Consider the following 19,948-nt stretch of genomic DNA (forward strand, 5'->3'; position numbering starts at 1 on the left):
AAAGGAACTAGCTACCGAAATAAATTCGGCTTATAATGGCAAAAACAACAAGAAAGAGAACTACAACTAAAGCAGCACCGAAGGATAAAGCTAAGTCAAGGCTAAAAAAGCCTTCGTTTACGCTAACCAATCAGCAAAAACTGATTTTTGGTAGTTTCCTTGTTATACTAGGGATTCTTCTTTTCATCTCTTTTCTTTCCTTTGTATTTACAGGAAAGGAAGACCAAAGTATACTTCAAAACTTTCCAGAACGAACTAATAATTACAAAAACTGGGCAAGCCAATTAGGAGCTTGGGTCAGTGATCTTTTTATCACAAAAGGATTTGGTTTACCTTCTTTTATATTTTCAGGTTTACTTTTTCTTTCAGGTATTTATGTTTCCATAAATCTTAGTAAAGCTAAACTAAGAAAACATTGGGTTTGGGGAACACTCACGGTTATTTGGTTGTCTATTTTATTTGGTTTTTTTACGCATAAATATGATATTTTAGGTGGTACTATAGGTTTCGAAATGAACGAATATCTTCAAGACTATATAGGAAAAACAGGCGTTATACTTTTACTATTACTTGGACTTATTGCTTATATAGCTATTAGATTTAAAGTTACAGGTGAATCAATTATGAATAGCTTTAAAAACGCCAAAAGCGCTATTAAAGAAGATTTAAGCTCAGATGAACCCGTAAAAGAACCTTCTGTTATCATAGATAATAGTTTAACTGAAGAGGCTGACTCTATAAAATCTGCTTTCGATATTCCAAAGGAAAATGCAGAGCCTACCATAACTAATTATTCTAAACCAGAACCTAAGGTTGAACCTAAAAAGGATCCTATAGCCGAAGGTTTAAAAATGGAAGTCACTGAAAAACCAAAAGAGGAGACTATTGAAGAAACCATTGAGGTTCCTGAGCTAAAAATAGAAGTTGAAGAGGTTGAAGAAGAAAAATCAGAATCAGATAATTTAGCGGATAAATTAGTTGAAGATTTTGGTCAATTCGATCCAACATTAGAATTAGGAAAATACCAATTCCCTACTCTAGATTTATTAAAGAAATACGATAACGAAGGTATTTCTATAGATCAGGAAGAATTAGAAGAAAACAAAAATAAAATTGTTGAAACCCTTAACAATTATAAAATTGGTATTGCGAGTATAAAAGCAACAATAGGACCAACAGTTACGCTTTATGAAATTGTACCTGATGCAGGAATTCGTATTTCAAAAATTAAAAATTTAGAAGACGATATTGCTTTATCTCTTGCAGCATTAGGTATTCGTATAATTGCACCAATCCCAGGAAAAGGAACAATTGGTATTGAGGTACCAAATAAAAATTCGACTATCGTATCGATGCGTTCTGTTATTGCTTCTCAGAAATTTCAAAAATCTGAAATGCATTTACCAATTGCTTTCGGAAAAACCATTAGCAATGAAACCTTTGTGGTTGATTTAGCTAAAATGCCACACTTGCTTATGGCTGGTGCAACAGGCCAGGGAAAATCTGTTGGTTTAAATGCTGTTTTAACTTCATTATTATACAAAAAACATCCTGCTGAAGTAAAGTTTGTTCTTGTAGATCCTAAAAAAGTAGAATTAACGCTTTTCAATAAAATAGAACGTCATTATTTAGCCAAGTTACCAGATAGCGAAGATGCCATTATTACAGATAACACTAAAGTTATAAACACCTTAAACTCGCTTTGTATCGAAATGGATAACCGTTACGAAATGCTTAAAAATGCATTTTGCAGAAATATAGCTGAATACAATACCAAGTTTAAAGCTAGAAAATTAAATCCTAATGATGGTCACGCCTTTTTACCCTACATTGTTTTAGTGGTAGATGAGTTTGCCGATTTAATTATGACAGCGGGTAAAGAAGTAGAAACCCCTATTGCTAGATTGGCACAATTAGCTCGTGCTATTGGTATACATTTAATTGTAGCCACACAGCGTCCTTCTGTAAATGTAATCACAGGTATTATTAAAGCCAATTTCCCTGCGCGTATAGCATTTAGAGTTACAAGTAAAATTGACTCGAGAACTATCTTAGATGGCTCAGGTGCAGATCAATTAATTGGTCGTGGAGATATGTTATATACACAAGGTAACGAACTTATCCGTATTCAATGTGCTTTTGTAGATACACCAGAAGTTGAAAAAATAACAGAATTTATTGGTTCTCAAAAAGCGTATCCTGATGCTCATTTACTGCCAGAGTATGTTGGCGAAGAAGGTGGCATAAATCTTGATATAGATATTTCAGATAGAGATAAATTGTTTAGAGATGCCGCAGAACTTATTGTTACAGCACAACAAGGTTCCGCTTCTTTATTACAAAGAAAATTAAAATTAGGTTATAATAGAGCTGGTAGAATTATTGACCAATTAGAAGCCGCAGGTATTGTTGGTAACTTTGAAGGTAGCAAAGCACGCCAAGTATTAGTACCAGATTTAGTTGCTCTAGATCAATTATTAGAAAACGAATAATAAATTAAGATTTTAAAAGATTAAAAGAAAAAAAACGAATGAAGAATTTAATTATTATCGCATGTATTGCTTTAGGATTTAACGCTTTTGCTCAAAATGATGCTAAAGCTGAAGCCATGTTAAAAGAAGTAAATACTAAAATTAAAAGCTACAAAAACATCAGTTTAGATTTTAAATACGAATTAAATAATGTTAGTGAAAACATTAAGCAAGAAACACGTGGAGATGTTGTTCTTGAAGGTGATAAATACAAACTTAACATTTTAGGTATCACTCGTGTTTTTGATGGTAAAACGTTATATACTATTAGTCCTGAAGATGAAGAAGTAACAGTTTCTTCAGACAATACTGAAGATGAAAGTACAATAACACCAAGCAAAATGTTATCATTCTACGAAGATGGTTACACTTACAAGATGGACATTTCTCAAACTATTAAAGGGAGAAAAATTCAATACATTAAATTGAGTCCAATGGATACTAATTCTGAAATAAAGCACATTTTATTAGGAATTGATGCCACAACAAAACATATTTACAATTTAATTGAAGTTGGTAAAAATGGAACAAAAACAATTTTAACTGTTAATTCTTTTAAAACCGACCAACCTATTTCAAAAACCTTATTTACATTTGATAAAAGTAAATACAGTAATTACTTTATCAATAAAATAGATTAAGGCTAAATTAAATTATACACTGTGAAAATATTAGATAGGTACATACTTATCACATTCTTAAAGACGTTTTTTAGCGTCTTTATTATATTCATGTTTATCTTCATTTTACAAGGCGTTTGGCTCTATATAGCTGAGCTTGCTGGTAAAGATTTAGATGTCATGGTGACCGCTAAATTCATCTTATACTATATGCCAAAGCTGATTCCTTTGGTAGTACCCTTAACAATTTTATTATCTTCAATTATGGTTTTCGGTAATTTTGCTGAAAATTATGAATTTGCGGCAATGAAATCTACAGGTATTTCATTGCAACGTGCCATGCGAAGTTTAAGTGTATTTATAGTTGCGCTAGGTATTGGCTGTTTCTTTTTTGCAAATAATGTGATTCCTAGGGCAGAATATAACTTTTATAATTTAAGACGAAATATTGCCAAAATGAAACCGGCTTTAGCAATTGCTGAAGGTCAGTTTAATGAAATGGGAAATATTAATATTAAAGTAGAAAGCAAATCTGGTGATCGTGGTCAGTTCCTTAAAAATGTAATTATACACGAAAAGAGTACAACGCGCTCAGGAAACTTCAAAGTTATTGTTTCAGAAAAAGGAGAACTAAAAAGTAGTCCTGATTCTAATATTCTTCAACTCGAATTAGAAAACGGTTATTATTACGAAGAAATTATTAATAAAGATATTCGTAAAAACATAAATAAACCGCATGTAAAAAGCTACTTTAAAACATACATTACTAATGTAGATTTAGAAATTTTAAATTCGGAAGATCTAGACGAAAAAAATTATCACGACAGATATAACATGCTTAATGCAAGTCAACTAAACAAACAAATTGACACATTAAAGCATAAAAGAACAAATGACTACAAAGCATTATCAACAACATTAATAAATAGAAGTACTTATCCTACATTAGGTATTAATATTAAAATTAAAGATTCAATAAATACTGATAGCATTAGTAACGACACTATTCCTAATAAAGCATTCTTAGATTACTTTACTACTGCTCAAAAAGTACAGATTCTTAATTTAGCAATAAACTCTTCTAATAGCACAAGACAAGTTTTAGATTCTAATGCTAAAAATCTATCAACAAAACAAATTTTTCTAAACAAACATATTATCTCTTTACATGATAAATATGTATTAGCTTTTGCTTGTATCATTTTATTCTTTGTAGGTGCGCCACTTGGTGCCCTAATTAAAAAAGGAGGTTTAGGACTCCCTATGATAATTGCTATTGTATTATTTTTAACCTATCATTTCTTTGGTATTTTTGCAAGAAATAGTGCTGAAAAAGGCAGTTTTAGTCCTGTTATAGGATCTTGGCTTTCTACCGTTGTTATGCTTCCTTTAAGTATATATCTTACAACACGTGCAACTAATGATAAAGGCGTTTTTCAGTTTGATGGAATATTAGTACCCTTAAAACGTTTATTTAATTCTAAGCAAAAACTTCAACTTTCAGAAAGTGATACTAAAACCTTTAATTCTTATTCAAAATATACTGTTGAGGAGTTAATTGGAATCATAAAACAACAAGACGAGTTTGATTTTGATAAGAAACCTAAAGAAATTGCTATTCGTAATTTATTAAACAGAGGTAAATCACTTGAAGAGTTAAAGCATGAAGGTTTAGAAATCCCTAACGATCTCATTGAAGCTAAAAAATTAATGAAAGGGTATCAAAATTATTCAAAAATTAGCTTAGTTAATTATTGTATTGGTGCTGTATTATTAGCATTACATTTTGTATTAAAAAACAATAAACTTGTAGAAATTTCAGAGTATGCACTTATTATTAGCATCATAGCATTTGTCATTTTCTTCATATTTGTAATCATCAGTGCTTATAATTATTCGAAATTTTATAAAAGTATTAAGTTAAAAGAAAAGCGAATTAACCCGTTACTTCTTTGTTTAACACTCCCTATTTACCCATTAAAATATATTATTGTACGAAGTAAAATTTCTCAAGACTTCTTCTTGAGTACGCTTCAAAACATAAAATAACCGTATCTTTACTCTGTCTAAAAAACTAGTGCCATGATAACTAAAACCATGAATACAAAATTGACTTTAAATACCGTTGAAGAAGCTATAGAAGACATCAAACAAGGCAAAGTTGTTATTGTTGTAGATGATGAAAATCGTGAAAATGAAGGTGATTTCTTAGCTGCTGCAGAAAAAGTAACGCCAGAGATGATTAATTTTATGGCAACTCATGGTCGTGGTTTAATTTGTGCACCTCTAACAGAAAAGCGTTGTGAAGAGTTAGAACTCTCTACTATGGTTAGAAATAATACTGACCCTATGGAAACAGCATTTACAGTTTCTGTAGATTTAAGAGGTAATGGTGTCACTACAGGGATTTCTGCTGCAGACAGAGCTAAAACAGTTAAAGCTTTAGTTGATCCAGAAACAAAACCTTTTGAATTAGGAAGACCAGGGCATATTTTCCCTTTAATTGCTAAAGAAGGTGGTGTTTTAAGACGTACTGGACATACAGAAGCTGCTATTGATTTTGCAAGATTAGCTGGTTTTGAACCTGCTGGAGTTATTGTTGAAATCATGAATGAGGACGGAACAATGGCTAGACTACCTCAGCTAATGAAAGTGGCTGAAAAATTTGATCTTAAAATTGTTTCTATTGAAGACCTAATTGCTTACAGAATGGAGCATGATTCTTTAATTGATAAGAAAGAAGATTTTAATATTGAAACGCGCTTTGGTAAATTTAGACTTAGAGCCTACCAACAAACTACAAACGATCAAGTTCATATTGCATTAACAAAAGGAACTTGGAAATCCGATGAACCTATCCCTACACGTGTAAATAACACTTTAGTTAATAGCGATATTCTTGGATCTTTAACCAATAACCCTGATCAGAAATTAGATGACATGTTTAATGTTATCAATAAAAACGGAAAAGGAGCTGTAATTTTTATTAACCAACAACCAGAATCTATTAACTTATTAACTCGACTTAATATTTTAAGAGACAATCAAGTTGAAGGAGAGTTAGTAAAAGCACCAAGCTTAGGTATGGATACTAAAGATTTTGGTATAGGAGCACAAATTTTACATGATCTAAAAATCAGTAAATTGGTCCTAATATCTAACAGTCTCCAAACCAAACGCGTTGGAATGATCGGTTATGGTTTAGAGATTGTAGAATATGTTGAATATTAAATATTTTCTTTAATAATCTTTGCCATTTTTTCTGCACGTTGTTTAACTTCTTCTTCAGACCAAGAAAGTTTGATTAAACAAGAAATATTACGTGCTATATAATAATCAGATTGTTCAAAGGTTTTTGTTTGAAGATATTCTAACCCTTGTTTTACTTCATTAGAAAGAGGTACCAAAGATTTTAAATCTTTTAAGTGGTTCCACTCACTAATGTAATGCCAGTTATTCTGGTAATAGTTCCAACAGGCATCAACACCACCTTCTTTAAAACCTGCTATAACTTTTTGTGCCGTTTCTAAATCAGGTAAAAAGAAGTTTAAAAATGCATAACTTTCTTCTCCTCCTTCTGGAACACTTCTAAAAGTAACACCAGCTACTCTCGCAATAGCGTTTCTTAAAGTATTAAAATTCTTTTTCTGTATCTCAATAAACTCAGGTAAACGTCTTACTTGCGCTAAACCAACGGCAGCATGCAATTCTGAAATCCTAAAGTTATAACCTAAAAATGGATGTGTTTCTGCTCCCCTATCACCACCAATATGATCGTGACCATGATCGCTATAATGATCTGCATTAATGTAATACTCCTTTTTATTTGTTACTACTGCTCCACCTTCACCACATGTAATCGTTTTTACAAAGTCGAAAGAAAAACAACCTAAATCAGCAATACTACCTAAAGGTTTTCCTTTATAAGTTCCTCCAATAGCTTGGCAGGCATCTTCAATAAACAACAAGTTGTTCTCAGTACAAATAGTTTGTAGCGCATCCATATCTCCCATACTACCACACATCTGAACCACCATAACAGCTTTTGTCTTTGGAGTAATAGCCGCTTCAACCGCTTTAGGATCTAAAGTTAGCGTATCATCAATGTCTACTAAAACCGGAATCGCTCCAAGCATCATTATAGCCTCAAAACTCGCAACAAAAGTAAATGTTGGCATAATAACCTCATCACCTGCTCCAACGCCCGCAGAAGCTAAGGCTACAGATACAGCTGCAGTTCCACTTGAAACTAATTGTACGTAATTGGATTTAAAAGTATTTCCTAATTCTGTTTCTAATTCTTTAGCTTTCCAATGGCCATTTCTCATCCCATCAAAACCATAACGCATTAAAACTCCATTGTCTAATACATCATTAACTTCTTTGCGTTCTAAATCACTGAATAACTCAAATCCTGGCATATCAATTTTATTTTTGTTTTTAGATTAAAAACAAAGATACCAATTTACAGAAGTCATACTTTTAAAAAGGCTTATAATTCTATGATGGTTTTTGAAACAGGCAATCTTACTTTTTTGAAAGTTGAAAATATATCATCTTCGGCTCTAAAACCTACAGGAAGTAATAAAACAGAACTAAGTCCATACTGATCTAATTGTAATATTTTATCTAATTCAGTAGGAATAAACCCTTCCATTGGACAACTATCTATCCCTTCTACCGCACAAACTGTCATTAAATTTCCTAAAGCAATATAGGCTTGTTTAGTTACCCAACTTAATTTTTTATCAGCAGACATATTTTCAATCGTAGACTTTAATTCATTTTTAAATGGACTAAGAATAGCATCTGGTGTATCTCTAATAGCTTTTATAGTTTCAAAATGTTCTTCAACATTATCTCCATTAATTTCATTTTGAACACAAAGCACTAACAAATGAGAAGCATCTACGACTTGTCGTTGGCCAAAAGCAATTTTAACCAAATCTTCTCTGACTTCCTTATTTTCTACTATAACGAGTTTTAAAATCTGTAACCCATAAGACAAAGCTGTAAGATTAAAAGCTTCTTTTAAAGTGGTTAATTGTGATTTTGAAAGTGATTTTGATGAATCAAATTTCTTAGTCGCATAACGCCATTGTAACTTTTTTATAATAGACATTTATCTTATTTTTTTCAAAAGTAAACAATAATTCTTTTGAACGATTATGATTCTATTGATCATAAGAGTGAATAATTAAAAAATCTGAATAGATATATCTAATAATTAACGAAAGTTTATTCCACAAAAAAAGCTTCTCTTTTCAGAGAAGCTTTGTAATTTGGGTGGAAGACCGGGTTCGAACCGGCGACTTTCGGTACCACAAACCGACGCTCTAACCAGCTGAGCTACAACCACCATTTTAAATTGGATTGCAAAGATAATAGTTTTGTTATTATCTGCAAATAGTTTTTTACTTTATTTTAAATTAAATAAAGAATCCACAGCAACATAACGTTCAACTGTATAACCCTCAGCATGTTCTACTCCAATTAAACGTCCTAAATTTCTTGCTCTATAATCTATACTATCTGTAAAGTTTCTGCTAGATATCGGAGTTTCAGGCTCTTTACTATTTGGATCAAAAAATTGTGTTTTATAAGCTAGTGCAGAATCTACCTTTTTATCTATAAATCCTGTAACATCTACAACAACATCTGGTTCAATATCTTTCCATTGTATATAATGATAAACTGTTTTAGGCCTCCAAGGATCTTGAACTTCATTTTCATCATTATAAGTCTCTATCTTCTTCAGTCCACTTAAAAAACAAGCATCACTTACAAGCTGACTTCCTTTAGGATGATCAATATGCCTATCATTAATAGCATTGCATATTATAATTTCGGGTTTATAATAACGAATCATTTTAATAAGCTCTAGCTGATGTTCTTTATCATTCACAAAGAATCCGTCAGCAAATCTCATATTTATCCTAGAGTGCACTCCTAAGATCTTAGCGGCATTAAAAGCCTCTTCATCTCGTGTTTCTGCTGTACCTCTAGTTCCTAACTCTCCTCTTGTGAGATCTATAATACCAACTTTTTTACCCTTTGAAACTTCTTTTGCGAGTGTTCCTCCACAACCTAATTCTACATCATCAGGGTGTGCTCCAATGGCTAATATGTCTAATTTCATAAAAAAATAAGTTTTCTAATTGTCAAAAATATTAAAAATAAGGTAGATATTACATTTCTTTTTATTTCGCAAACGTTATCGTCTGTATAAATTTGTGATTTTTTCAAAAAAGTGTAATGAAAACTTAAAAATTCATAATAGATTCAAAGTATGACTTTCGTCATAAATAATACTTGTTAATGCCTATATCTTTACACTATAATTAAAAGTAAGAAAACAATTAAATTATAGAAACTTTATAAAATAAATCAAACATGAAAACAAGAGATCTCACAAAGTACGGACTAAAAGACACCAATGCACATTGGAATTTATCACCTGAAGAATTACAACGTATCACAGTTGAAAAAGGTATGGGTAAGGAAACTGCTAATGGAACACTTGCTGTAAATACAGGAAAATATACAGGACGTTCTCCTCAAGATCGTTTTATTGTTAAAGACGATTATACTGCTGATCGTGTTTGGTGGGGGAAAACAAATAAAGCTATCTCTACAGAAAATTTTGAACTTTTACAAACTGAAATAACAAAATACTTAAGTGGTAAAGAAATCTACGTAAGAGATGCTTATGTATGTGCTGACCCAGAATATAAAACAAACGTTAGAACTGTAACAGAATTACCTTGGTCTAACATGTTTACTTATAACATGTTTTTAAGATCAGATGAGTCTGAATTAGAAAACTTTAAAGAAGATTGGTTAGTACTTTGTGCTCCAGGTTATGAAGCTCCAGACCCTAAAGCTGTTGGTTTACGTCAAGGAAACTTCTCTATTCTTAACTTCTCTAAAAAAGTAGCTTTAATTGGTGGTTCTGCTTATACAGGAGAAATTAAAAAAGGTATATTCTCTTCTCTTAACTTTGTATTACCAGTTGAGAAAAATGTTTTACCAATGCACTGTTCTGCAAATGTTGGTGAAGCTGGTGATACTGCAATTTTCTTTGGATTATCAGGAACTGGTAAAACAACATTATCTGCAGATCCAACTCGTAAATTAATTGGTGATGATGAACATGGATGGACAGCTGACAATAATATCTTTAATTTTGAAGGTGGATGTTACGCAAAAGTTATTGACTTATCAGAAGAAAAAGAACCAGACATCTTTAGAGCTGTTAAACCAGGTGCTATCTTAGAAAACGTAGTTTTTAAAGATAATGGTGAAGTTGATTATATGGATAGCAGTATTACACAAAACACACGTGTAAGTTACCCAATCTATAATATTGATAATATCCAAGTTCCTTCTTACGCAGGAAACCCTAAAAACATATTTTTCTTAACAGCAGATGCATTTGGTGTATTACCTCCAGTATCTAAGTTAACACCAGGACAAGCTGCTTATCACTTTATTTCTGGTTATACAGCTAAAGTTGCAGGTACAGAAGCAGGTATTACTGAACCAGTACCATCATTCTCTGCTTGTTTTGGAGAACCATTTATGCCATTACACCCAACAAAATATGCAGAAATGCTAAGTAAAAAAATGCAAGATGCAGGTGTTAACGTTTGGTTGATTAATACAGGATGGAGTGCAGGACCTTACGGAGTAGGATCTCGTATTAAATTAAAATACACGAGAGCTATGATCACAGCGATCTTAGATGGAGAATTAGATAACGCTGAATTTAGCCAACACCCAATATTTGGTTTATTTATGCCAAAAACTTGTCCTAATGTTCCTAATGAAATTTTAGATCCAATGAACACTTGGAAAGAAAAAGGAGATTACATCAGTAAGTCAATTCAATTAGCACATTCATTCCACTTAAACTTCGAGAAATTTGCTAGTGAAGCTTCTGAACAAATCATAGAAGGTGGGCCATTAATTGATGAACATCATCACTTAAACGATCACGTTTAATTATTAACATAATTAAAAAAGAGCCCTATTTAGGGCTCTTTTTTGTTTTAAATATTATGAAAAAAATCTTAGCCTTATTTTTAGTGCTTTGCACAAGTGCAGCATTAAATGCTCAAAATACATCTGAAGATTATTTAGGAGCCTGGTATACACTTGGCGTAAACCATACATTTACAGATCACTTTAGTTTAATGCCTTATGCCGAATTAAGGTTCTATGAACCGACATCAAATTATAATCTTACTTTTTTAAGTCTGAATGCTAATTATCATATTAAAAATAGCCAAACCTTAACACTTGCTGCTGCTTATTTAGATATAGATAGCTATTTAGGTAGCGACAAAAAACCTAATACTATTGAACATAGAATTATGGAGCAATACTCCAAAAAGCATAAGTTAGGTAGCCTAAGTATACAACACCGCTTAAGATTTGAACAACGTTTTTTAGAATACACAGATAGAAATGAACTACAACACCGATTCCGTTATCGATTAAGCTTAAAATACCCTTTAAGTAAAACCTTATTTTTAGGACTTACTGAAGAACCTTTTGTTAATTTTCAGGATCAAGTATTTCATGAAAACCGATTTTATGCTGGTATAGGTTTCAATATTTTAAAACATGCGCAACTACAAATGGGTTATTTAAAACGTCATGCTAAGAAAAAAAATCTAAATAGAATCCAAGTAGGTATTAGCATTCAAACCGATTCTAGAAAACCTAAAACTACTTTAAAGCCATAATTGCTTGATTGATGTCTTGCTTTAAATCCTTTACTTCTTCTATTCCAACAGAAAAACGAATTAACTGATCACTAATACCAACGGCATCACGTTCTTCTTGAGTTAATAAAGCATGAGAAGTTAAGTGCGGAGAAATTACCGTACTTTCTACTCCTGCTAAACTCATAGATGATTTAATAAGCTGCAATTCCTTTTGAAATTTATAGGCATCTAAATCTTCAGTCAATTCAAAAGACAACATCGCACCATAACCACTCATTTGAGATTTAGCTAATTTGTGCTCTGGATGCGATTTTAATCCTGGATAATAAACTTTAGCTACTTTAGGGTGTTTCTCTAGCCATTTGGCTAATTTCATAGCATTGTTTGTTTGGGCTTTAACACGTAAGCCTAAAGTTTTCATACTACGCTCTAACATCCAAACGGTCATATCACTTAAGTTTCCACCTAAATTTTTACCGACATTCCAAATGCGTTCTATATGTTCTTCTGTACTTGCTACAACCCCTGCAAGTATATCGCTATGACCACCTAAGTATTTTGTAGCAGAATGCATTACCATATCTATACCCAAATCCATTGGGTTTTGATTTACAGGCGAAGCAAATGTATTATCTATAGAAGTTAAGACACCTCTAGCCTTTCCTAATTTAGCAATCGCTCTAATATCCGTAATAGTCATTAAAGGATTTGAAGGCGTTTCAATATGAATTAATTTGGTGTTTGGTTTTATAGCTTCGTCAAAATCTTCAACTTTATAACCATTGGTAAACGTGAATTCAATTCCATATTTAGGAAATTCTTCTTTTATAAAATTAACCGTTCCACCGTACAAAGTATTTTGAACCACTAAATGATCTCCTTGTTTTAAAAAAGCTAAAAACATGGTACTAATGGCAGCCATCCCAGAACCAAATATCAATGCAGATTCAGTATGCTCTAAAGCTGCTATTTTCTTTGCCAAATACGCTTGATTTGGTGTATTAAAATAACGCGGATAACGTTTTACCTCAACATCTAAAAACTCATAAGAAGAACTTAAGTACATTGGCGAAACAGCCCCTTTAAATTGTTCATCTTTTACTTCTCCTACATGTGTACAAATGGTATTTAAACCTAATTTTTTCTTTGACATTGCTTTTCTTTTTAGATTCTAAAATTAATAAAAAGGAAAGTAAATGGTGTTAATATAAAAATAAAATTGGTTGACAAACTTTTATGTTCATCAACCAATTTCTTCAACTTTAAAAAAATAAAACCGTTATTTATTTTTATAATATTTTTTATGCTGTAAGTAAGATAAAATTCCTAACACACCAATTACACCTAATGTAATTGCTATAAACTGGAAACTTAAAATTTGATCTCCACTAGCGTAAGAATGTAATCCTGATAAGTAGAAATTTACACCAAAATAAGTCATTAGAATACTACCAAAGGCAATTATTGACATTAAGTTATAAATCCAACGGCTTCTTAGCCCTGGCACCAAACGCATGTGGATTACAAAAGCATAAATCATAATACTAATAAGTGCCCAAGTTTCTTTTGGATCCCATCCCCAGTAACGACCCCAACTTTCGTTAGCCCACATACCACCAAGGAAGTTTCCAATACTAAGCATTACTAAACCAACGGTTAAAGCCATTTCATTAATAATGGTTAATTCTTTTATGTTGATTAGCATACGATCCTTATTCTCTTTAGTTGTAAAAATCATAAGAAATAATGACACAACTCCTAAGATCATTCCAATAGCAAAAGGACCATAACTTGCTACAATTACAGAAACGTGAATCATTAACCAATAGCCCTGTAATACGGGTTGAAGATTTGCAATTGCAGGATCCATCCAGTTCCAGTGTGCTACCATTAAAATCATAGAACAAACAAATGCTGATGCAGCAATAGTTAAACTACTCTTTTTAACACCTAACAATAGCCCAAATAACATTACGGACCAAGCTACATAAATCATAGACTCATAAGCATCACTCCAAGGTGCATGCCCTGATAAATACCAACGTAATGCTAATCCGCCTAAATGCAATACAAATAATGCTATAATAACACCTATTAATACTTTAATAGCAATATTTAACCACTTACTTCTATATTTAAAAATCTGAATAATAATAAGAATAAACAATACCGTACTAGCATACATATACCAGCTAAATAATCGTTTAAAAATATCATAATCATTATATAGAATTTCAGCATCTATCTTATCATCAGATAACATTACTTTACTACCGTAACGTTGTTGAGTTTTTTTAATGCCGTTAAGTAATTCTTCTGCTTTAGAATAATCTCCTGTTTGTTTCGCGTTATTGAGCGTTACTAAATAAGCACTAAAACCATTGTTTATAAAGTTACCATATAAAGTATCTGTTATTTTTTCTCTATATTCTTGTTCTCTAAATTCTAGAGAAGAAATCCACTTATTATTTTCGTCATTAGGAACAGGAAATATTTTTACAGTACGTCCTTCTATGGCATTGTATAATAAATTAACTCTAGAATCTGCTTCTTTTACTTCTTTTTGAAATCCGTTTGGCTCTGTTGTTTTATAGGCCTCTTCTAAATATGGCGCTAATTTATAACGCCCATCTGGTGTAAAAAAGTCAACAAGTCTTGAGTATTGCTCGTCGTAGTCAATACCTATTATAGTTCTGATAGAATCTGCTTTTCTAGATTTTAAATAAATGATTGGCACATTGTACCAAAGCATCGGACTTTCTTGAATAGATAAGAAAACTTGATCGGCATCAAAATCTTCGTAAACATCACTTTTACTCAACTTCCTTAACATTTCTGAAGCATAAGTATGCATCGGCATCATACGACCACCATAATCTTGAACTACCATTTTTGAAAACTTAGCGGTATGCTCCTTTGGTGTGATGTGTACTCTTAAAATAGAATCTATTTGTTCTTTTCCTGGCTGATTTCCATGATTATGACTATCATCTTCTGAATGCTCTTGTGTAAAACCAGAGAAACTGATTAAAAGCAAAATCATAGTCATCATCTTAGCTTTCTTCTGCTTTATTTTACCAAGTCTTGTTCTAATTTCATCAAAGCGTGTATGCTTAGCAAAAAGAATAGCTAACAATCCAAAATACAATAACATATAACCAATATAAGTGATATTAGTTCCCCAAAAATCATGGTTTACAGAAAGTACAGTTCCTTTTTCATCGGGGTGAAAACTAGCTTGAAAAAAGCGATAACCTTTATGATCTAAAACATGGTTCATATATACGCGATAATCAAAATCACCATCTTCTTTATCTAAAACAGTTATTTTACTCTCATAAGATGAATATGCTTTTTCTGTACCAGGATATTTTTCTGCAATAAAATCATTCAATTTAATTTCAAAAGGTAATTTTAATGCTTTAGGTCCATATTTTAATGCTATTTCTAATCCACCAACTTCAATTTCTTCAAATTCGTTATTAGAACCAGATCCACCTAATAAGCCAACTTTTTTTGTTTCACCATTAACTGTAACATTTAAAACAAGTCCGTCGTCATCGTTATTGGTTTTAAACAGTTCTGGCTTTTCTATAATTCCAAAGTCACCTTTCGCTATCGGTTTTGGCATCACTATCTGCATATCACCTATTACATACCTCGATCTTAAGATTAAAGGCTGTAAACTGTCTTTAACTAATTTACCGGTTGCCATAGTAGCCATAGTCATATATTCACCTTCGTAAGGAGACTGAATAAATAAACCATCTTCAGTTTCTGAAATATTTATAGCACCTTCTTGAAATTTATTTAAAGAGATTAAAGTATTATGAAGATTGGTAACTTTACCTTCTTCTAAAAAATGATTGTGTGGCCCGCTTTGGGTACCTTCAACTATTTTTAAATAACGCTTTCCTGTTTCATTAAGAATAATATCTTGCTCTGCACTTTCAATAAATTCTTCTAATTCAATATGAACTTCAGTACCTCCATAATCAAAGGTTTCACTAAAAGTATTATTTAAGCGTGGTGAAAAGTCTACAGCTTCTTCTATTCGGCGTTGTTGCAACTGACCATTCACTTTATAATCGCCTAAAATACGACCACTTATATATGTTTTTTGTGAGAAAAATTCGCTTTGAGTTTCACCTTCTCTAATTGGCATCATTCCTTCAAACCCTACATAACGTGTAATAAAAGCGCCTAAAAGAATAAAAACAAAAGATAAATGTAATATTAAGGTTGCCCATTTTTCTTTTTTATATAAACGGTATCTAAAAATATTACCTGCGAAATTGATTACAAAAAACACCATTATAGCTTCAAACCACCAGGCATTATAAATTAATGTGCGGGTGTATGGCGTTGGGGAAGTATCCATGTTTCTATCTAAAATAGTACCTACAGCCATAGCAACGGCAAAGGCAATAAATAAAAACGCAGTAAGTTTTGTGGAGAATAGTAAATTGGCGATTTTCTTTTGCATAACAATAGGCTTTTTTAAGCTCGCGCAAAGATATAGTTTTTAACGATTAACATAAAGGGTTTAATACCTCTAAAGATGTTAAAATTCTAGTAAAAAAAGAGCTTACTTAGTTGTATTTGCTTTTAGCATTCTATTTTGCTCTATCATCAATTCTTTTAGGTCTGATAAAAGCTGAATATCTTTTGGTGTCACTACTGTTTTATCCTTTGCATCGTGAGATTTAGTTCTAAGGCGATTCATGAATTTTACAATAATAAAAACTGTAAACCCAATGATTAAAAAATCTAAAAACACTTCTGATAATTTTCCATAAGCTACAGAAACCTCGCTTATTTTAATGGCTCCTGTTGCATCTAAAATAGCATCTCTTAATACTAATTTCTTTTCTCCAATATTTACACCATCAGTTAATAAAGATAAAGGTGGCAAAATAACCTCTTTAGCCAAGACATCTATTACTTTATTAAATGCTGCTCCAATGATGATACCAATTGCCATATCCATCATATTTCCTTTTACAGCAAATTCTTTAAACTCTTTTAATAAGCCCATTCTTATCGTATTTAATAATTATAAGGTGCAAATTATTATTCTGAGTTTCTTGCAGCAAAAATATTCATGTACATAAAAGTTCCCATTTTACGAGCTCTGCGTTTGGCATTCTCTGCATAATCTCCTTCAAATAATTCATCTATAGTCTGAAACCATAAATTCAACCATATACCAAAATGTAATTCTGTAATACTATGGCCAAATGCAGCATCTACCCTAGTGTGCGCTTCTAAAGGATTTCCAGAGTATTTTGTTTTTAGAAATAAACTAGATTCCCAAAATGTGGTTAAATGATCTAAATGGGCATCCCAATCTTTTATGGTTTCATTAAAAAACGGACCTAATTCCTCATCTTTTCTTACTTTTTTGTAAAATTCAGAAACTAATAGATATACATCTTTTCTGTTTTTTAGATCTTTTTTTTTCATTAATTTAATTTTTTATATTTAAAAATAGATTGTACAATTATAATAGTTTACATCTCAAGTTTCTCAATATATTTCTTCTCTTTAATATTTTCACAGCATTGATATCATTCATTAAGAATGAATAAAAACATGAGTTAAATTCTCATAATCTAATGGCATAAAAAACATAAGAATTGTATCTTTAAAAAATAAAACCCTAGACGAATGTACAGCTTAAAAAATGACCTGTTAAATATCAATATAAAATCTAAAGGTGTTGAGTTAAGTAATATTACCTCTGTAAAAAATGAAACCGAATTTTTATGGCAGGCAGATCCAAATATTTGGGGAAGTCATGCGCCTAATTTGTTTCCCATAATTGGCAGCATGAAAGATGATACTTACATCTACAACGGTAAAACATACCATATGCCCAAGCATGGTTTTGCTAGACATAATGAAAATTTCACTGTTAAAAACCAATCTAATTCGAGCATTACATTTTCTTTAATTTCAGATGAAGAGCTATTTACCTTATATCCTTTTAAATTTGAATTTGAAATTACCTATACACTTTCTAAAAACATTATAAGTATAAACCACTCCGTTACAAATTTAGACGAAAAAACACTTTATTTTTCTTTAGGAGGTCACCCCGCTTTTAATTGCCCGATTTCAGATGATGAAGATTACACCGATTATTATTTAGAATTTGAACAAACAGAAGACAGCGAATCTTATTTATTAAATATGGATATAGGTTTGCTTACACAAAAAACGAAACCTGCTTTTACTGATGGTAACAAAATTAATTTACATCCTGATTTATTTATTGAAGATGCTTTAATTTTTAAAGATTTAAAATCAAGAATTGTAAGTTTAAAACATAAAACCAAAGGAAAACTCTTAACAATGACCTTTGAAGATTTTGATCAAATAGGAATTTGGGCAAAACCAAATGCTCCTTACATTTGTATTGAGCCTTGGTTAGGTTTTGCAGATAATGAAACAACAGATCAAAAGATAGAGAATAAAGAAGGTATTTTAGAGCTAGAACCAAGTACTAAATACAGTGCTGCTTACTATATTGAAATAGAAAAAAGCCGATTAGTGTAAGTTGATTAATAAAGTGGTAGCTTTGCAACAAAATTTTACAACGTGACTTTTAACGACCTTAATTTAAATACACCTTTATACAACGCTTTAGACGATTTAGGTTTTACAACTCCTACTCCTATCCAAGCAGAATCTTTTAATGTAGTTGCTGCAGGTAAAGATGTTGTAGGTATAGCGCAAACAGGTACAGGTAAAACCTTTGCCTATATGCTACCGATACTTAAAAGCCTTGCCTATTCTAAACAAGAAAACCCAAGAGTTTTAATTTTAGTACCAACAAGAGAATTGGTTGTACAGGTTGTAAGTGAGATTGAAAAACTTTCTAAATACATTAACAATCGTGTTTTGGGTGTTTACGGAGGAACTAACATTAACACACAAAAGCAAGCTGTTGCACAAGGACAAGATATTATTGTTGCTACACCAGGGCGTTTGTATGATTTAGCTGTGAGTAGAGTTTTAAAATTAAAATCTATTCAGAAATTAGTAATTGACGAAGTTGATGTAATGTTAGATTTAGGCTTTAGACATCAACTCCTTAATATATTTGATATTTTACCAGAACGTCGACAAAACATTATGTATTCGGCGACAATGACTAAAGATGTTGATGAATTAATTGTAGATTTCTTCAAAAAGCCATCAAAAATATCTATTGCAGTCTCAGGTACTCCTTTAGAAAACATATCACAAGTTCGTTACGATGTTCCTAATTTTTATACCAAAGTTAATCTGCTACAAGAATTAATTGGAGATAAAGACGAGTTTTCTAAAGTCTTAATTTTCGTTGCTTATAAGAGAATGGCTGATCGCTTATTTGATCAACTTGAAGAATTATTTCCAAACCAATCTTGTGTTATTCACTCTAACAAAACTCAAAATTACAGATTACGTAGTATTGAACAATTTAGAGAAGGAGAAAACAGATTACTTGTTGCCACTGACGTTATGGCAAGAGGGTTAGATATTGAAGGCGTTTCTCATGTTATTAACTTTGACACACCTGATTATCCAGAAAACTATATGCACAGAATTGGTAGAACCGGTCGTGCCGAGAAAGAAGGACAATCTATTTTATTCTCTACAAATAAAGAGCAAGAAGGTTTAGAGCGTATTGAAGAGTTAATGCAAATGAAAATTGAAACTCTCGATATCCCTGAATATGTTGAAATTTCTACGGAATTAATAGAAGAAGAACGTCCACAAATTAGAGAACATAATAATCCTATTAAACGTACTGATGCAGATGCACCAGGACCAGCATTCCATGAAAAATCTGAAAAGAACTCTAAAGAAAATTTAGGTGGTTCTTATAAGTTTAAGATTGCGGCTAAATACAAAAAGCCAAAAACAAGAGGGGATAAAAATTATAATAACAGGAATAAGAAGTAAAAATTGTTACACTAAATCTTCAGTTTGTAACAATCTTTAAACAAATTTCACTTAAAAGTAAGTCTTACAATCTCATTTGATCTAATAAGATTGTAAGACTTATATTCAATCT

Annotated in this window: 15 protein-coding genes and 1 tRNA gene; 8 read left to right on the top strand and 8 right to left on the bottom strand. The window is 31.6% G+C overall.

What is annotated here, in order from left to right:
* The first annotated feature begins 35 nt into the window (after positions 1–35).
* Genes H0I32_RS03170 through ribB form a run of 4 tightly spaced genes read left to right on the top strand, consistent with a single transcriptional unit; the run spans position 36 to position 6,382 of the window.
* Positions 36–2,492: an FtsK/SpoIIIE family DNA translocase gene (locus tag H0I32_RS03170; RefSeq protein ID WP_173586700.1), complete on the top strand. Its 2,457-nt coding sequence runs from the start codon at positions 36–38 to the stop codon at positions 2,490–2,492.
* 38 nt (positions 2,493–2,530) lie between these two features.
* A complete protein-coding gene (locus H0I32_RS03175) occupies positions 2,531–3,172 on the top strand; it encodes a LolA family protein (RefSeq protein ID WP_173586699.1) in 642 nt (213 codons plus the stop codon).
* A gap of 21 nt (positions 3,173–3,193) precedes the next feature.
* Positions 3,194–5,200, top strand: a complete 2,007-nt coding sequence (locus tag H0I32_RS03180; protein ID WP_179314055.1) for an LptF/LptG family permease — start codon at positions 3,194–3,196, stop codon at positions 5,198–5,200.
* A 33-nt stretch (positions 5,201–5,233) separates the two neighbouring features.
* A complete protein-coding gene (gene ribB / locus H0I32_RS03185) occupies positions 5,234–6,382 on the top strand; it encodes a 3,4-dihydroxy-2-butanone-4-phosphate synthase (RefSeq protein WP_173586697.1) in 1,149 nt (382 codons plus the stop codon).
* Here ribB and H0I32_RS03190 read toward each other — a convergent pair.
* The 4 genes from H0I32_RS03190 to bshB1 all read right to left on the bottom strand — a co-directional run bounded on the left by H0I32_RS03190 (position 6,379) and on the right by bshB1 (position 9,290).
* Positions 6,379–7,572, bottom strand: a complete 1,194-nt coding sequence (locus H0I32_RS03190) for a DegT/DnrJ/EryC1/StrS family aminotransferase (RefSeq protein ID WP_179314056.1) — start codon at positions 7,570–7,572, stop codon at positions 6,379–6,381. The genes ribB and H0I32_RS03190 overlap by 4 nt on opposite strands.
* Positions 7,573–7,643: 71 nt before the next feature.
* Positions 7,644–8,273: a nitroreductase family protein gene (locus H0I32_RS03195; RefSeq protein ID WP_179314057.1), complete on the bottom strand. Its 630-nt coding sequence runs from the start codon at positions 8,271–8,273 to the stop codon at positions 7,644–7,646.
* Positions 8,274–8,435: 162 nt separating this feature from the next.
* A tRNA-His gene (locus tag H0I32_RS03200) sits at positions 8,436–8,511 on the bottom strand.
* 59 nt (positions 8,512–8,570) lie between these two features.
* Complete coding sequence (gene bshB1 / locus H0I32_RS03205; protein WP_179314058.1) at positions 8,571–9,290, bottom strand: bacillithiol biosynthesis deacetylase BshB1; 720 nt, start codon at positions 9,288–9,290, stop codon at positions 8,571–8,573.
* 254 nt (positions 9,291–9,544) lie between these two features.
* Between bshB1 and pckA the strand changes: the two genes are divergently transcribed.
* Both pckA and H0I32_RS03215 read left to right on the top strand, forming a co-directional pair.
* Positions 9,545–11,155 (top strand): phosphoenolpyruvate carboxykinase (ATP), encoded by a 1,611-nt coding sequence (pckA, locus tag H0I32_RS03210; protein ID WP_179314059.1) that lies wholly within the window; start codon positions 9,545–9,547, stop codon positions 11,153–11,155.
* Between the two features lie 56 nt (positions 11,156–11,211).
* A complete protein-coding gene (locus H0I32_RS03215) occupies positions 11,212–11,901 on the top strand; it encodes a DUF2490 domain-containing protein (RefSeq protein WP_179314060.1) in 690 nt (229 codons plus the stop codon).
* Here the strand turns inward: H0I32_RS03215 and H0I32_RS03220 are convergent.
* From H0I32_RS03220 to H0I32_RS03235, 4 genes are all read right to left on the bottom strand, one after another.
* The gene (locus H0I32_RS03220; RefSeq protein ID WP_179314061.1) at positions 11,885–13,036 is read right to left on the bottom strand and encodes a trans-sulfuration enzyme family protein; all 1,152 of its coding nucleotides are present in this window, start codon (positions 13,034–13,036) and stop codon (positions 11,885–11,887) included. The genes H0I32_RS03215 and H0I32_RS03220 overlap by 17 nt on opposite strands.
* Before the next feature lie 126 nt (positions 13,037–13,162).
* Positions 13,163–16,369, bottom strand: coding sequence for a cytochrome c biogenesis protein CcsA (gene ccsA / locus H0I32_RS03225; protein ID WP_179314062.1), 3,207 nt, complete (start codon positions 16,367–16,369; stop codon positions 13,163–13,165).
* A 102-nt stretch (positions 16,370–16,471) separates the two neighbouring features.
* Positions 16,472–16,921 (bottom strand): large conductance mechanosensitive channel protein MscL, encoded by a 450-nt coding sequence (gene mscL, locus H0I32_RS03230; protein ID WP_179314063.1) that lies wholly within the window; start codon positions 16,919–16,921, stop codon positions 16,472–16,474.
* Positions 16,922–16,956: 35 nt separating this feature from the next.
* A complete protein-coding gene (locus tag H0I32_RS03235) occupies positions 16,957–17,349 on the bottom strand; it encodes a group III truncated hemoglobin (protein WP_179314064.1) in 393 nt (130 codons plus the stop codon).
* Positions 17,350–17,553: 204 nt separating this feature from the next.
* Between H0I32_RS03235 and H0I32_RS03240 the strand changes: the two genes are divergently transcribed.
* Entirely contained in the window at positions 17,554–18,444 is an 891-nt protein-coding gene (locus H0I32_RS03240) for an aldose 1-epimerase family protein (RefSeq protein ID WP_179314065.1), read from the top strand.
* 42 nt (positions 18,445–18,486) lie between these two features.
* Positions 18,487–19,836 carry a DEAD/DEAH box helicase gene (locus tag H0I32_RS03245; RefSeq protein ID WP_179314066.1) on the top strand — a complete coding sequence of 450 codons (1,350 nt, stop codon included), beginning with the start codon at positions 18,487–18,489 and terminating at the stop codon, positions 19,834–19,836.
* The last annotated feature ends 112 nt before the right edge of the window (positions 19,837–19,948 follow it).

It is taken from the genome of Winogradskyella sp. HaHa_3_26 (assembly GCF_019278425.1).
GTDB classification, from domain to species: domain Bacteria; phylum Bacteroidota; class Bacteroidia; order Flavobacteriales; family Flavobacteriaceae; genus Winogradskyella; species Winogradskyella undariae.